The 15,423-nt window shown below is 62.8% G+C and carries 12 protein-coding genes; 7 read left to right on the top strand and 5 right to left on the bottom strand.

Annotated elements, in window-relative coordinates; all coding sequences use genetic code 11:
• The first annotated feature begins 28 nt into the window (after window positions 1-28).
• Genes DMZ65_RS05155 through DMZ65_RS05140 form a run of 4 tightly spaced genes read left to right on the top strand, consistent with a single transcriptional unit; the run spans window position 29 to window position 6,704 of the window.
• On the top strand, window positions 29-1,036 hold the full coding sequence (locus tag DMZ65_RS05155; RefSeq protein ID WP_116597843.1) for an AAA family ATPase: 1,008 nt from the start codon (window positions 29-31) through the stop codon (window positions 1,034-1,036).
• Window positions 1,033-1,905: a DUF58 domain-containing protein gene (locus tag DMZ65_RS05150; RefSeq protein ID WP_116597842.1), complete on the top strand. Its 873-nt coding sequence runs from the start codon at window positions 1,033-1,035 to the stop codon at window positions 1,903-1,905. Before DMZ65_RS05155 ends, DMZ65_RS05150 begins: the two co-directional genes overlap by 4 nt.
• Window positions 1,906-4,665: a DUF4159 domain-containing protein gene (locus DMZ65_RS05145; RefSeq protein WP_116597841.1), complete on the top strand. Its 2,760-nt coding sequence runs from the start codon at window positions 1,906-1,908 to the stop codon at window positions 4,663-4,665. It abuts the gene before it with no gap.
• Window positions 4,662-6,704: a glutamine amidotransferase gene (locus tag DMZ65_RS05140; RefSeq protein WP_116597840.1), complete on the top strand. Its 2,043-nt coding sequence runs from the start codon at window positions 4,662-4,664 to the stop codon at window positions 6,702-6,704. Before DMZ65_RS05145 ends, DMZ65_RS05140 begins: the two co-directional genes overlap by 4 nt.
• Before the next feature lie 54 nt (window positions 6,705-6,758).
• Here the strand turns inward: DMZ65_RS05140 and DMZ65_RS05135 are convergent, their stop codons facing one another.
• Window positions 6,759-7,124, bottom strand: a complete 366-nt coding sequence (locus DMZ65_RS05135) for a hypothetical protein (protein WP_116597839.1) — start codon at window positions 7,122-7,124, stop codon at window positions 6,759-6,761.
• Window positions 7,125-7,160: 36 nt separating this feature from the next.
• Complete coding sequence (locus tag DMZ65_RS05130; protein WP_116597838.1) at window positions 7,161-7,880, bottom strand: DUF599 domain-containing protein; 720 nt, start codon at window positions 7,878-7,880, stop codon at window positions 7,161-7,163.
• An 87-nt stretch (window positions 7,881-7,967) separates the two neighbouring features.
• Between DMZ65_RS05130 and DMZ65_RS05125 the strand changes: the two genes are divergently transcribed.
• The 3 genes from DMZ65_RS05125 to glcF are packed head-to-tail and all read left to right on the top strand — an operon-like array spanning window position 7,968 to window position 11,867.
• Window positions 7,968-9,416: an FAD-linked oxidase C-terminal domain-containing protein gene (locus DMZ65_RS05125; RefSeq protein WP_116597837.1), complete on the top strand. Its 1,449-nt coding sequence runs from the start codon at window positions 7,968-7,970 to the stop codon at window positions 9,414-9,416.
• Between the two features lie 41 nt (window positions 9,417-9,457).
• Window positions 9,458-10,567 carry a glycolate oxidase subunit GlcE gene (gene glcE / locus DMZ65_RS05120; protein WP_116598131.1) on the top strand — a complete coding sequence of 370 codons (1,110 nt, stop codon included), beginning with the start codon at window positions 9,458-9,460 and terminating at the stop codon, window positions 10,565-10,567.
• Between the two features lie 4 nt (window positions 10,568-10,571).
• Window positions 10,572-11,867, top strand: coding sequence for a glycolate oxidase subunit GlcF (glcF, locus tag DMZ65_RS05115; protein WP_116597836.1), 1,296 nt, complete (start codon window positions 10,572-10,574; stop codon window positions 11,865-11,867).
• A gap of 98 nt (window positions 11,868-11,965) precedes the next feature.
• On the opposite strand, the gene DMZ65_RS05110 is transcribed toward glcF, so the two are convergent.
• The 3 genes from DMZ65_RS05110 to puuE are packed head-to-tail and all read right to left on the bottom strand — an operon-like array spanning window position 11,966 to window position 15,356.
• On the bottom strand, window positions 11,966-13,405 hold the full coding sequence (locus tag DMZ65_RS05110; protein WP_116597835.1) for a uracil-xanthine permease family protein: 1,440 nt from the start codon (window positions 13,403-13,405) through the stop codon (window positions 11,966-11,968).
• Window positions 13,406-13,461: 56 nt separating this feature from the next.
• Complete coding sequence (locus DMZ65_RS05105; protein ID WP_116597834.1) at window positions 13,462-13,947, bottom strand: ureidoglycolate lyase; 486 nt, start codon at window positions 13,945-13,947, stop codon at window positions 13,462-13,464.
• Window positions 13,944-15,356, bottom strand: a complete 1,413-nt coding sequence (puuE, locus tag DMZ65_RS05100; protein ID WP_232824895.1) for an allantoinase PuuE — start codon at window positions 15,354-15,356, stop codon at window positions 13,944-13,946. Before puuE ends, DMZ65_RS05105 begins: the two co-directional genes overlap by 4 nt.
• Window positions 15,357-15,423: the final 67 nt, after the last annotated feature.

Here is a 15,423-nt window from a genome sequence, read left to right as displayed (position 1 = left end):
ATAAGCTAGTGTTCAAGGGAGTTCTGTCATGGCCGATGCCGAAAATCTGGTCGCCGAAATCGAGGCGCTGGAGGAAAAGCTGGCCCTTGCCAAGCAAGCGATCACCCGCCGCTTCATCGGTCAGGAACGGGTGGTGGAGCTGGTTCTGGCGGCGCTTCTGTGCGGCGGGCACGGGCTGTTGATCGGCCTGCCGGGGCTGGGCAAGACCCGGCTGGTCGAGACGCTTTCGACGGTGATGGGGCTGAAAGGCAACCGGGTGCAGTTCACGCCGGATTTGATGCCTGCCGATATTCTGGGCTCTGAAGTGCTGGATACCGCCGCCGATGGCAGCCGCGCCTTCCGGTTCATCCAGGGTCCGATCTTCTGCCAGCTTTTGATGGCGGATGAGATCAACCGCGCCAGTCCGCGCACCCAGTCGGCGCTGTTGCAGGCGATGCAGGAACGCATGGTCACAGTCGCGGGCGAAAACCGGCCCCTTGATGCGCCGTTTCATGTGCTGGCCACCCAGAACCCGATTGAACAGGAAGGCACCTATCCACTGCCCGAGGCGCAGCTTGACCGCTTTCTGGTACAGATCGACGTGGAATATCCCGACCGCGACACCGAACGCGACATTCTGCTGGCCACCACGGGCGTGACAGAAGAAGACGCGCATGAGGTCTTCACAGCGGCAGAGCTTGTCGCGGCCCAAACGCTTCTGCGCCGGATGCCTGTCGGGGATGCCGTGGTCGAGATAATCCTTGATCTGGTCCGCGCCTTCCGCCCCGAAGACCCCACCGCAAGCGAGCGTGTGCGCGACACCGTTGCCTGGGGCCCCGGCCCGCGTGCGGCGCAGGCACTGATGCTGACCGTTCGCGCCCGCGCAATGCTTCAGGGGCGACTTGCGCCATCGCCCGAAGATGTGCTGAACCTTGCGCAGCCGGTGCTGACGCATCGCATGGCGCTTGGCTTTTCGGCGCGCGCACGGGGCGAAAGCCTGCCGGATCTTATCAACAGCGTGGCAACCGGTCTTATCGGTGCCGAGGCTGCCGCGTGAGCCAAGTCATCCCCCTGCGCCAAAGCGCCGAGGAAGAAGCCAGCCACCTGCCACCGCTTCTGGCGCGGGCAGAGCATCTGGCCGGCACCGTGCTGCTGGGCGAACACGGCAGGCGCCGCGCCGGGCTGGGGGATGATTTCTGGCAATACCGGCCCGTGCAAGCCGGCGACAGTCTGCGCATGATCGACTGGCGACGCTCTGCCCGTGGCGACAGCCAATTCGTCCGCGAGCGGGAATGGCAAATCGCGCAAAGCGTGATGCTCTGGGTCGATCAGGGGGCCTCCATGCGGTTCCAGTCCGACAAGAACCTGCCCAGCAAGGCTGACCGGGCGCGGCTGCTGACGCTGGCCTGTGCAATCATGCTGTTGCGGGGAGGCGAACGTGTCGGCCTGACCGGTGGCCACCTGCCGCCGCGCAGTGGCGAGGTGCAGATCGCCCGGCTGGCAGAGGCGTTCAGCCATGATACGGATGAAGATTTTGCTGCGCCCGAAGCCCGCGGGATGCTGCCGCATTCGCGCGCCGTTTTTGCCTCGGATTTCCTTGGCAATATCGACCCGATCACCCACGCATTGACAAAGGCGGCGGATCGCGGGGTGCGCGGGGTGTTGCTTCAGGTGCTCGATCCTCTGGAGGAAAGCTTTCCCTTCAAGGGTCGGACGATCTTTGAAAGCGTCGGACACACCGTCCGGCATGAAACGCTGAAGGCCGCCGAATTGCGGGACCGCTATCTGGAACGGCTGGCGCGCCGCAAGGCAGAGCTGTCGCAACTGTGCCGCCTGACCGGCTGGCAATTCCACACCCACCACACCAGCGACAGCGCGCAATCGGCGCTTTTGTGGATGTGGCGCGCCATTGATGGGGGCCGCTAGATGCTGACGCTGGGCTCTTTGGGTTTCACCGCGCCGTGGTTGCTGCTGGGTTTGCTGGCGCTGCCGATCCTCTGGCTGATCCTGCGCGCGGTGCCGCCCGCCCCGGTGCGGCGGCTGTTTCCCGGCGTGGTTCTTTTGCTTGGGCTGAAGGATGACGAACAGGTCAGCGACCGGACGCCGTGGTGGTTGTTGCTGCTGCGCATGCTGGCCGTGGCGGCGGTGATCGTCGGACTGGCTGGTCCCGTGCTGAACCCCGAAACCGAGGACCAGGCCGGCAGCGGCCCACTTCTGATTGTCATGGATGCAAGCTGGGCCAGCGCCGCCGACTGGACCGCCCGGCAAGACGCGCTGGACGCAGCCCTTGCGCAGGCCACACGGGAAAGCCGTCCGGTTGCGCTGATCCGCCTGACTGCGCCCGAGCAGACCGCGTTTCAAAGCGCCGATACGGTCCGTGCGCGCCTCGGCGGGATCCTTCCCGCCGCATGGGAACCGACAGAGGCCGATATGACCCGCAGCACAGAGATTCTGCCCGAAGGGGCGTTTGATACGCTCTGGCTGTCCGACGGGTTGGCGCGCGAAAGCCGTTCGGAATTGCTGACCGCGCTGAAAGACCGGGGCGAGGTTCGGGTGGTCGAAAGCCCGCGCAGCTTGATCGCCTTGCATCCGGCAGGGTTTGACGCAGGCAATGTGGTGCTGACGGCGCAGCGCCTCGGTGCCAGTGGCGAGCGTACAATCTCGATCGCAGCGCATGGCCTTGATCCTGCGGGCCGCCCGGCGGTTCTGGCGCGGGTCCCTGCAACATTCGCCGCTGACGAAACTACCGCGACTGTCGAGCTTTCCTTGCCTTCGGAACTGCGCGCGCGCGTGGACCGGTTTGAAATCGAAGGCCAGCGCAGCGCGGGTGCCGTGACATTGCCCGATGACAGTTTGCGGCGGCGCGAAGTTGCGCTGATCGCCGGGCGGGAGAACCGCGAAGGGCTGGAGCTGCTGTCGCCCCTGCACTACCTGACCAAGGCGCTGGCCCCCACCGCCGACCTGCTGGATGGCGCGCTGCTGGACGTCTTGCCCGCCAACCCCGATGTGATCGTCCTGGCCGATGTCGCAACCCTGTCAGAGGCCGAGGAAACCGCCGTGCTGGAATGGGTGGACAAGGGCGGCATGCTGCTCCGCTTTGCCGGGCCGCGGCTGGCCGCAAGCGATGTCAGCCGCGCGGCCGAAGACCCGCTGATGCCCGTGCGCCTGCGCGCCGGTGGCCGCACGGTCGGCGGGGCAATGAGTTGGGGCGAACCCAAGGAACTCGCCGATTTTCCACAAGACAGCCCGTTTTTCGGCCTGCCGGTGACAGGCGAAGTGACTGTGTCTGCTCAGGTCATGGCCCAGCCGGACCCGACGCTGGCCGACCGCGTTATCGCGGCGCTCACGGACGGCACGCCGCTGGTGACGCGCAAGCGCATCGGTGCCGGACAGGTCGTGCTGGTGCATGTCACCGCCAATGCCGAATGGTCGAGCCTGCCGCTTTCCGGTCTCTTCGTGCGGATGCTGGAACGGCTCTCGGTCTCGTCAGCGAGCGAGTCGCCGGATGCCGAAGATCTGGCAGGCACAATCTGGCAACCGGTCTCTGTGCTCGATGGGTTTGGCAAGCTGGAAAAGGCTGACAATCTGCCCGGCGTGGCAGGCGAAGATCTGGCCGGGGCACCGCTGGGATCGGATCTGCAACCGGGTCTGTACAAAGGCGAGGATCGCAGCCTTGCGCGCAACGTGATCGGCGCGGATACTCAGCTTGCCGCGATGGCATGGCCTGCGCGGATCGCGGTCGGCGGGCTGGTGCGTCCCAAAGAGACCCCGCTCGCGGGATATTTGCTGGCCCTGGCGACACTGCTGTTGGTGGCCGATGTGATCGCCAGCCTTGCGCTGTCTGGGCGATTGCGCGGCGCGGGACCAACCGTTGCGGGGCTGGCCCTCATGCTGATGCCACAGGACGCGCCCGCGCAATCCACCAGTGAAGAGGCGTTCGCGATCCGCGCCGCATCCGAAGTCACGCTGGCGCATGTGCTGACCGGCGACACCGCGCTGGATGACATGGCACAGGCCGGGCTGTTCGGCCTGTCGGAAACGCTGTTTTTCCGCACCTCGGTCGAGCCCGCCGATCCGATCGGCGTGAACCTCGAAACCGACGAGCTGGCGTTCTTTCCAATGCTCTACTGGCCGATTACGCCCGATCAGCCAACCCCCTCGGACGAGGCATATGCAAAGCTCAATGCCTATCTGCGCTCGGGCGGCATGATCCTGTTCGATACGCGCGATGCCGATGTGGCCCGCTTTGGTGCCAGCAGCCCGAATGGCCGCAAGCTACAGGCGCTGGCTGCGCCTTTGGACATTCCGCCACTGGAACCTGTGCCTGCCGATCATGTGCTGACGCGCACGTTCTATCTGCTTCAGGATTTCCCCGGCCGCTATAATATCCGCGATGTCTGGGTCGAGGCCGCCCCCCCAGATGCCGAACTGGTCGAGGGGATGCCGTTCCGCAACCTCAACGACAACGTGACGCCTGTGGTGATCGGCGGCAATGACTGGGCCGCAGCCTGGGCGATGGACGCGCGCGGTGCGCCGCTGTTTCCGGTGGGGCGTGGCTATGCCGGGGAACGGCAGCGAGAGCTTTCCTATCGCTTCGGCGTTAACCTTGTGATGCATGTGCTGACCGGCAACTACAAATCCGATCAGGTGCATGTCCCCGCACTTCTGGACAGGTTGGGCCAATGACCGGCAACATCCTCTTTGACCCGCTTCTGCCCTGGCCTGTCCTGGCCGTTCTCGCGACCGTTGCCGCGTTTGGCGTCTTTCTGGCGGTCTGGCGCGGCTTGTCGGGCTGGGCGCTGCGGGCCTTGGCGGCCCTGGCGCTGATCGGGGCCATCGCGCAGCCCAGTTGGCAGGTGGAGGATCGCGCGCCCCTGTCCGATATTGTCCTGATGCTGGTCGACAAAAGCGCCAGCCAGACGCTGGCCGACCGTGCCGGGGTCACGCAAGAGGCCGCCGACACGCTTGCCGCCCGGATCGAGGCGCGTCCCAACACCGAATTGCGCCGGATTGACGTGGGCGACGGCGCGGAAGACGCTGGCACCCAGATCATGACCGCGTTGAATGCTGCCTTGGCGGAAGAACCGCGCGCCCGGATCGCAGGGATTCTGCTATTGTCGGACGGGCGGTTGCACGATCTGGAACGCAGCCCCGATCTGCCTGCGCCGCTGCATCTGCTGCTGACCGGCAAAGAAACCGACTGGGACCGCCGCTTGATCGTGCGAAATGCGCCTGCCTTTGCCATTCTTGGCGAGCCTGTGACGCTGACCCTGAAGATCGAGGATAGCGGCGCGGTGCCCGGTGCCGCCGGGCTGACCCCGCTGGACATTTCCATCGACGGCGGGGAGGCGCAGCGCTTTCAGGTGCCGCTGGGTCAGGACATCGAACTGCCCGTCACCCTGCCCCATGGCGGGCGCAACGTCATCCGCTTTTCCGTGCCGGAAGCGGAGGGCGAGTTGACCGATCGCAACAATACCGCCCTTGTGCAGATCAACGGCGTGCGCGACCGTCTGCGTGTGCTGCTGGTCTCGGGCGAGCCGCATGCCGGCGGGCGGACATGGCGCAACCTGCTGAAATCGGACTCGTCGGTGGATCTGGTGCATTTCACCATCCTGCGACCGCCTGAAAAACAGGATGGCGTGCCGGTCACGGAATTGTCCCTGATCGCCTTTCCGACGCGCGAACTGTTCCTTGAGAAGATCGAGGATTTCGACCTCATCATCTTTGACCGCTACAAGCGGCGCGGCATCCTGCCGTCGCTCTACCTTGATAACGTGCGCAATTATGTGGCGGGTGGCGGGGCCGTTCTGGTCGCCGCCGGGCCGGATTTCGCCAGTGCGGACAGCCTTTACAGGTCGCCGCTTGGAACAATCCTTCCTGCGGAGCCGACGGCGCGCGTGATCGAAGAAGGCTACCGTCCGCAAGTGACCGAACTCGGCCAGCGCCACCCGGTGACAGACGGGCTGGGCGATCCCGAAAGCTGGGGCCGCTGGCTGCGCCAGATCGACATCACCACGACAGACGGCAAGGTTGTCATGTCCGGCGTGGAGGACCGCCCGCTGCTGGTGCTTGACCGGGTTGGCGAGGGGCGCGTGGCGCTGCTGGCCTCGGATCATGCGTGGCTGTGGAACCGGGGGTTTGAAGGAGGCGGGCCGCAACTGGAGCTTCTGCGCCGTCTTGCCCACTGGATGATGAAGGAACCCGAGCTGGAGGAAGAGGCGCTCTGGGCCGACCCGACCGGCCAGACCATGCGTATTGTCCGCCGCACCCTGGAAGAAACCGCAGGGCCCGTCACCATCACCCGCCCGGATGGCGAGACAGAAGTCCTGCCGCTGGAAGAGGTGTCACCGGGGCGCTTCGAAGCCATGTATGAAGGGCCGGAAATCGGTCTGTATCGGCTGACAGATGGCGAGATCGAAAGCGTCATCGGCCTTGGCCCCGCAGCCCCGCGCGAGTTTGAGCAGACCATCGCGACGGCAGATCTGTTGCAGCCGGTGATCGACACGATGCGCGGTGGTGCGCCCCGGCTTGAGGCGGGTCTGCCTGTCCTGCGCGACGTGCGCGAAGGCCGCCCTGCGGCCGGGCGCGGCTGGATCGGGTTGACCCCGCGCGATGCGTTCCGGACACAGGATGTCATGCAAACGCCGCTGCTGCCTGCGTGGCTGGTGTTGCTTCTGGCGTCAGCGTTGATTGTTGGTGCTTGGCTGCGCGAGGGACGAAGCTAGGCCATTGGATCACAATGCGCCGGCAACGAGGATACCTGCCTAGGCACGGGCCATTCATCCACCGGGCGACAGCGTCACCGGCGTCGGGTCGCCTGACCACCCTTCGGCCGAGCATCTGGCGCGGACGTAGACCTCGCGGACGCCATCAGGCACGATGACCATATTGAGTGACCGGGTAAATGGCTGCTCATTCTTATGTGGATGCATCAATTCTCTGTAGCCCAGCACGTTGCCGTCGGCATCCACAACCTCCCACCCATCGGCATAATGATCCCAACCGCTATCGGGATGCGAGATGGTAACGGAAAACCGCCACCCCATACCGGATTTCACGGCCTCCACGGCGTCGATCCGGGGCGAGTCCGCTTGCGCCAGTGACCCAAACGGCAGGAGGACAAAAAGAAGAGCGGCTGTTTTCATACCGAACAGGCTAACATTCCGCGCAGGCGGGCGCACTCACGTCTGCGTGTGAGCTTTGTTGCCGGGACTATCCAGCAACACAAGCCGCGAGTCCGACGCGAATTCCCGGCGGACGATCACGATCAATGTCGCAAAGATCGCCAGCAACAGCGGTACGGCACCCAGCAACCAAGCAGACGCACCGATGCCGAAATAGACGCTGCGCAGTCCGCGATTATAGCCGCGCGCGGCGGTGATGTTGATCTCTGCCGCCTTCGCCGCCAGGGTATAGGCGTTTGGATCCGAGATGTCGTTCGGAACGGCGGCCATCAGGACCGAACAATAGCCAAACAACCTGTGCGACCAGACAAACTTCAGAAAGGCATTGGAGACAAACAACAGGATCACAACCAGTTTGATTTCCCAGAACACCTCCGGCGCGTTGGTCTGTGTCAGATTCTCTGCAACGCCGGTCAGCCGTTCCGCATTGCCGATCAGTGCCAGACCACCGCCGATGGCAATCATGCTGGCCGACGCGAAGAATGCCGTGCCCTGCCGCAGGTTCGAGATGATCTGGGCATCAAAGACCCGCGGATCCCGAGTTACGAATTGCTTCATCCAGTCACGTCGATATTCTGCCATGAGAACCGACACAGAGGGCCGCGACGCCGGTGGGTGTTCCGTCAACACACTGATTGACGCCCATGCAAGGAACAGCAGCACGAGAGCCAATAAATCCAGTGGCGAAAACAGCAAGAAAGGTTCGGTCCAGTCCATGCTTGCGACCTTAAATCCCTGTGCTTTGGGTTGCCAGATGGAAAAATTGGTTATATTTATTTACCAGTTTCGAAAAGGAGGGACGACATGCAGATGCCAGAACCGAACACGTCGATCCTGGCAAGCAAGGGCCGGATCGTGGCGCGATTGCAAGAGGTGCTTCCCAAGGCGGCGGTGATTTCAGAAGAATCGGAAACGCGCGCCTATGAATGCGACGCTCTGACCGCGTATCGTTGTCCACCACTGGCGGCTGTGTTGCCTTCGACCACCCAGGAAGTCTCGGCCGTTCTGCGCATCTGCCACGAAGAGGGCGTGCCGGTGGTGCCGCGCGGTTCTGGTACGTCGCTGGCGGGCGGCGCGCTGCCCACGGCGGATTGCGTGATCCTGGGCGTGGCGAAAATGAATGCAGTGCTGGAGACCGATTACGACAACCGCTTCATCCGCGTACAGACCGGGCGCACCAACCTGTCGGTCACGGGTGCTGTTGAGGAAAACGGGTTCTTCTATGCGCCCGATCCATCCTCGCAGCTCGCCTGCGCGATTGCCGGGAACATCGCGATGAATTCCGGCGGGGCGCATTGCCTGAAATACGGGGTGACGACGAACAATCTGCTGGGTGCGACCGTCGTGCTGATGGATGGCACGGTGGTCGAAATGGGCGGTGCCTATCTGGACGCGGGCGGTCTGGACCTGCTGGGCGTGATCTGCGGATCCGAAGGCCAGTTGGGGGTGGTGACAGAAGCCACGCTGCGCATCCTTCCCAAACCCGAAGGCGCGCGGCCCGTGCTGATGGGCTTTGCCTCGAACGAGGTCGCGGGCGAATGTGTGTCAGACATCATCAAGGCGGGCGTTTTGCCCGTTGCCATCGAATTCATGGATCGGCCCTGCATCGAGGCCTGCGAGGCCTTCGCCCATGCCGGCTATCCGATGTGCGAGGCGTTGTTGATTGTCGAAGTCGAAGGCTCGCCCGCCGAGATTGACGAACAGCTTGGCCTGATTCTGCAAATTGCGCGGCGGCACGACCCGGTGGAGCTACGCGAAAGCCAATCCGAAGAAGAAAGCGCGCGGATCTGGCTGGGGCGCAAATCGGCCTTCGGTGCGATGGGGCAAATCAACGATTATATGTGTCTCGACGGCACGATCCCGGTGACTTCGCTGCCGTTGGTTCTGCGCCGCATCGGTGAATTGTCGAAGCAATACGGGCTTGGCGTGGCGAATGTGTTTCACGCAGGCGACGGCAATATGCATCCGCTGATCCTGTTCGACGCCAACAAACCCGGCGATCTGGAGCTGTGCGAGGCGATGGGTGCCGAAATTCTGCGGCTCTGTGTCGAGGTCGGTGGCTGCCTGACAGGCGAACACGGCGTTGGCATTGAAAAGCGTGACCTTATGGTCGATCAGTTCGACCCCTTGGACATGGAAGCGCAGATGGCGGTGAAGGATGTATTCGACCCAGACTGGCTGCTGAACCCTGCCAAAGTGTTTCCGCTGGCGTCTTCCGAGGCGCGGCGCGCGACGCGGATGGCGGCAGAGTGATGGCCGCACGCCCTCCGTCAGGAAATCAGGAACCGGTGACGATGCAACCCCAGACAGAGACCGAACTTGCCGAGATGATCAGGGCGGCCCCCGGCCCATTGGCAATCCGTGGTGGCGGGACACGCCCGATTGGCACGCCGCCCGCGGGCGAGGCGCTGTCCGTGGCCGGGTTGACTGGTGTCAGCCTGTACGAGCCGGGGGCGCTGACGCTGGTGGTCAAGGCCGGCACCCCCTTGGCCGAAGTCGAGGCTGTGTTGGCCGACGAAGGCCAGCGCCTGCCGTTTGAGCCGATGGATCACCGTGCGCTGTTAGGAACAAAGGGCACCCCCACGATTGGCGGCGTGGTGGCAGCCAATGTCTCGGGGCCGCGCCGGGTGCAGGCCGGGGCGTGTCGGGATTCCCTGATCGGGGTGCGTTATGTCGATGGCATGGGCACTGCGATCAAAAATGGTGGCCGCGTGATGAAAAACGTCACCGGCTATGACCTGGTAAAGCTGATGGCGGGCAGCTACGGCACATTGGGTGTGCTGACCGAAGTCGCGTTCAAGGTACTGCCTGCGCCGGGTGCTACCGCGACGATCCGCGCCAACGGGCTTGACGAAGCCACCGCCGTGCGGGCGATGTCTGCTGCATTGGGATCCCCTTTCGAGGTCAACGGCGCGGCGCATCACAGTGACCGGCACGCAGATCAAGCTGTGACACTCTTGCGGATCGAAGGCTTCTCGGAGTCGGTGGCCTACCGGGCGAACGCCCTGTGCGAGCTGCTGAAGCCATATGGCGACTGGCAGGTGGCCGAAGTTGACTGGTCCAGGTTTCGCGATGTAGCACCTTTTGTTGGCCAGCCGAGCGATGTCTGGCGGCTTTCGGTCAAACCCAGCGACGCGCCGGGATTGGTGGCGCTGGCCGACCCTTTGGATGCGCTGTTCGACTGGGGCGGCGGGCTGGTGTGGCTGCGCGTCACCGAAGGCACCGACCTGCGCGCCGATCTTGGGCGGTTCGCGGGCCATGCCACGCTGATCCGCGCGGCGGACGAGACCAAAACGCGGCTGGGTGTGTTCCACCCGGAACCTGCCCCCCTTGCGAAGATTTCCGATGGCCTGCGCGCGAAGTTCGATCCGCGCGGCATTCTGAACCCCGGACTGATGGGATAACGCGATGCAGACGACGTTTACACCCGAGCAGCTGACAGATCCCGACACCGCCCGGTCCAACGAGATCCTGCGGTCCTGCGTGCATTGCGGGTTCTGTACGGCGACCTGCCCGACCTATCAGGTGCTGGGCGACGAATTGGACAGCCCGCGTGGCCGTATCTACCTGATCAAGGACATGCTGGAAAACGAACGTGTGCCGGACGAAAAGACCGTTCGCCATATCGACCGCTGCCTGTCCTGTCTGGCCTGCATGACCACCTGCCCCTCGGGTGTGCATTACATGCATCTTGTGGATCACGCGCGCGCCTATATCGAACAGCATTACAAGCGGCCCTGGCACGACCGGGCGCTGCGCTGGACGCTGGCCAAGATCCTGCCCTATCCGGGCCGTTTCCGGCTGGCGCTGCTCGCCGCAAAGATGGGGCGTCCCTTTGCCCGGCTGATCCCGGACCCGCGCTTGCAAGCGATGCTGAAGATGGCACCGAAACATATCCCGCCGGTCAGCCGTAACGACGACCCTCAGAGTTTCGCACCGACCGTTGCGCGCAAAATGCGTGTGGCGCTGATGACCGGCTGCGCACAGAAGGCACTGAACACGGACATCAATGACGCCACCATCCGCCTGCTGCGTCGGCTGGGATGTGAGGTCGTTGTCGCCAAGGGTGCAGGCTGCTGCGGCGCGCTGACCCATCACATGGGCCGCGAGGAAGAGGCGCATGGCTCTGCCGCCGCGAATATCCGCGCTTGGGTGAATGAGATGGACGGCGCCGGGCTGGATGCAATCGTCATCAATACCTCGGGCTGCGGCACGACCGTAAAGGACTACGATCACATGTTCCGCAACGGACCACTGGCCGATGATGCCGCGCGCATCTCTGGGATTGCCATGGATGTCAGCGAGCTTTTGATGAAGCTGGACATGCCCGAAGGCAGTGCAAAGGGCGTAACCGTTGCCTATCACGCGGCGTGTTCCTTGCAGCACGGCCAGAAGGTCAAGACGCATCCCAAAACGCTGTTGAAACGGGCCGGGTTCAAGGTGGTCGAGCCTGTGGATTCGCACCTGTGCTGCGGTTCTGCGGGCACCTATAACCTTATGCAGCCAGAAATCTCGGGGCAGTTGAAGACCCGCAAGGTCGAGACTTTGGAAAAGTTGGCACCTGACATCATCGCAGCCGGCAATATTGGCTGCATGATGCAGATCGGATCAGGCACCGGTGTGCCGATTGTACACACGGTCGAGCTTTTGGACTGGGCAACCGGCGGACCGAAACCGAGCGCGCTGAACAGCGAAAATTCCTAGTTCACCTGTGAGCGCCATGTAGACATGGTTCAAAGTCGGAACGCCTCTTGTTGAGGTGCCTCATCGCTCTGCGAGCGATGAGGCCGTTGATAGTGCAGTTATTCCCCGCCAAGCGATCCTTCGCCATGCCCGGACCAACCGCCGGACACCTCATCGGTCGATTCGTCAGACAGTTGTTCCGGCAAGATCAGGTTCAGGACGATGGCGATCAGCGCAGCCGGAAGCAGACCAGATGTCATCAGGATCCGCAAAGTGTCCGGCAGATACTGAACCGCTTTCGGGTCAAGTTGCAGACCCAGACCGACGGACAGTGAGATTGCGAAAATCACCATGTTGCGACGGTTCCAGTTCACGTCCGACAGCATCGAGATGCCGGCAGCCACGACCATGCCGAACATCACGACAACACCGCCGCCGAGAACCTCGATCGGAACCGTGCGAATAACCGCACCGACCTTGGGGATCAGACCGCAGACGATCAGAAAGATTGCGCCGATGGTCACAACGTGGCGGCTCATGACGCCGGTCATGGCGATCAGACCGACATTCTGGCTGAACGATGTGTTGGGAAACCCGCCGAACACGCCCGCAACCGCCGAACCGACACCGTCGGCATAGGTCGCACCGGAGATTTCTGCTTCGGTCGCTTCCCGGCCGGCACCGCCCTTGGTGATGCCCGAAACGTCACCCACGGTTTCGACCGCCGACACGAACGCCATCAGGCAGAACCCGACGATCGCGGCAAAGCTCAACTCGAACCCGTATTTGAACGGGATCGGAAGTGCGACCGGCGCGGCCCGTTCCCAGCTTTGCGCGATACCCTCAAACGTGACCATGCCCATCGCCATGGCGTAGAAATAGCCAACGATGATACCGATGACGACCGCCGACACGGCCAGCATCCCCTTGGCGTAGAACTTTAGCGCCAGTGTCACGAAGACCACGACCAGCGCCGCCGACCAGTTCAGCAAAGAGCCGTATTCCGGCAGATCGGACGCCTTGGCAGGCACGCCGCCCGCGGAATATTCGATGCCGACCTTGACCAGCGCCAGACCGATCATCGTGACCACAAGGCCCGTGACCAGCGGCGGCAGGGCAAAGCGGATCTTGCCAATGAACGTCGCGATGAAGGTGTGGAACAGGCCGCCGATGACGACACCACCGAACAGGGCGGGCAGTGCCTCGACCCCCTTGCCTGCGACCAGTGGGATCATGATCGGGATGAATGCAAACGACGTGCCCTGAACGATGGGCAGGCGCGCGCCGACCGGTCCCATGCCGATGGTCTGAAACAGCGTGGCGATACCTGCGAACAGCATCGACATCTGGATCAGATAGGTCATGTCGGGAAAGCCCTGCGCCCCAGCATCAGAGCCAAAGCCGAAACCGGCGGCACCTGCGATGATGATCGCCGGCGTCACGTTCGAGACGAACATGGCCAAAACGTGCTGGATGCCCAGCGGAATGGCGCGGTGAAGCGCCGGCGTGTAATTCGGATCCCGAAGCTGTTCCGGCGTCCCTATGGATGTGTCTGCCATTCTTTATTTACTCCCCTGAGAGTTGTTCGGCGCTGGCTTTCTGCCAACCGCCTTTGTCATTCCTCGATGATGAATTCCTCTTTGAACCAATGCTCTTCAAGATTTGCGCCGTCACCGATGCGGTCGATGACGGCGAACAGGCCCGGTTCGGACAAGGGCGTCAGAACGCCATGCCATGTGCCTTTGTGAAAATTGATCGCTTGTCCCGGTGCCGTCAGAAAGGCTTTGGGGTCTTTGGGAACACCGTCCTCGTCACGCGCGACAACCACAAGGAAGGCATCGGCGGACATCGGCACGAAGGCCTGGCTGCCGAGCGGATGCCGTTCGACCAGCTGAAGCGACAAGGGCAAGCTTTCCTTTTCGCCTTTGAAAATGCTGATCCCGGCGCGCCCGTCAGAAAAATCAAGCAGGGCTTTGTCGTGGAATCGTCCGCATTTGCCCTGGTTGATCATTTTATCCGGGCTGCCCGACGCGTCCATCAGATCGCCATAGGGGGCGAATGCCTCGGCGGTGAGCGGCGCGGCTTTGATACGATGTGTCATTTTCCCAACTTCTCCTGCAAGCGAAGCTCGGCAATGCGTTCGACCTGACGGCAGGCCTGGGCAAACTCGGTGGCGCGGTCGTTGTCGATCCGGCGGCGGAACGCCTCGATGATCGACGCCTTGGTGTTGTCCCGAACGGCGATGATGAACGGAAAGCCGAATTTTCCCGTATAGGTCTCGTTCATCTCGGTCAGCGTGGCGCGTTCTTCGTCGGTCAGCGAATCCAGCCCGACAGAGGCTTGCTCGGCCGTGGATTCTGCTGTCAGACGCTTGGCTTCTGCCAGCTTGCCCGCCAGATCCGGGTGCGCTGTCAACACGCCAAGCCGCTTGTCTTCGGAGGCGCTGCGGAACACACGCGCCAGCAACTGATGCACACCTGCGGCGGTGTCATGGGTCTGGCCGAACTCAAGCTCATAGGCACCCTCTGCGATCCATGGGCTGTGTTCGAAAATGCCACCAAATTCCGAGACGAATGTCTCGCGGTCCATCTCGGAGGGGCGGGTACGATGCATTGGCGGATTCTCCTTTGCCCAGTGTTCGGCAATCTCCAGGCGGGTCGCGAACCAGACGCCTTCGTGTGATTTGAAATGTTCGAGAGCACGCCGCAAAGCGGCAGCGCGGCCGGGACGCCCGATCAGACGGCAATGCAGGCCGATCGACAGCATTTTGGGGGCGCCGGCACAGCCTTCTTCGTAAAGGACATCGAAACTGTCCTTGAGATAGGCTTCGAACTGATCCCCGGAGGTAAAGCCTGCCTGAATGGCGAACCGCATGTCGTTGCAATCCATCGTGTAGGGCACGATCAACTGGTCGCGCCCGTCGAATTGCATCCAGTAAGGCAGATCATCGGCATAGCTGTCCGCAACATAGGCGAATTGACCGGTTTCCGCGGCAAGCCGGACGGTGTTGTTGGAACACCGGCCCGTATACCAGCCGCGCGGTGCCTCACCGGTGACTTCGGTATGCAGGCGGATAGCCTCGGCAATGGTTTCGCGCTCTTCTTCTTCGGACATATCCTTATGCTCGATCCATTTCAGGCCGTGACTGGCGATTTCCCAGCCCGAGGCCTTCATGGCTGCCACCTGTTCCGGCGCGCGGGCCAGAGCAGAGGTTACGCCGTATACGGTGATCGGCAGGTCGCCCAGCATACGGTGGATACGCCAGAACCCGGCACGCGACCCGTATTCGTAGATCGTCTCCATGTTCCAGTGACGCTGGCCGGGCCAGGGTTGCGCACCCGTGATTTCCGACAGGAACGCCTCTGATGCCGCATCGCCATGCAGAATGTTGTTCTCGCCGCCCTCTTCATAGTTCAGAACGATCTGTACCGCGATCTTTGCGCCGTTGGGCCAGTTTGCGGCAGGCGGTGTCGCGCCATAGCCTGTCATGTCGCGTGGATATTGTGTCACTACATGCCCTCCTTGGTGATGTACTTGTAGATCAGAACAATGCATTTGTTTTTCAAAATAAACACGA

The sequence above is a fragment of the Primorskyibacter marinus genome (assembly GCF_003313245.1).
GTDB classification, from domain to species: Bacteria; Pseudomonadota; Alphaproteobacteria; order Rhodobacterales; family Rhodobacteraceae; genus Primorskyibacter; species Primorskyibacter marinus.
Note: the sequence above shows the minus strand (reverse complement) of the source record. Positions and strands in the feature narration are given on the sequence as shown.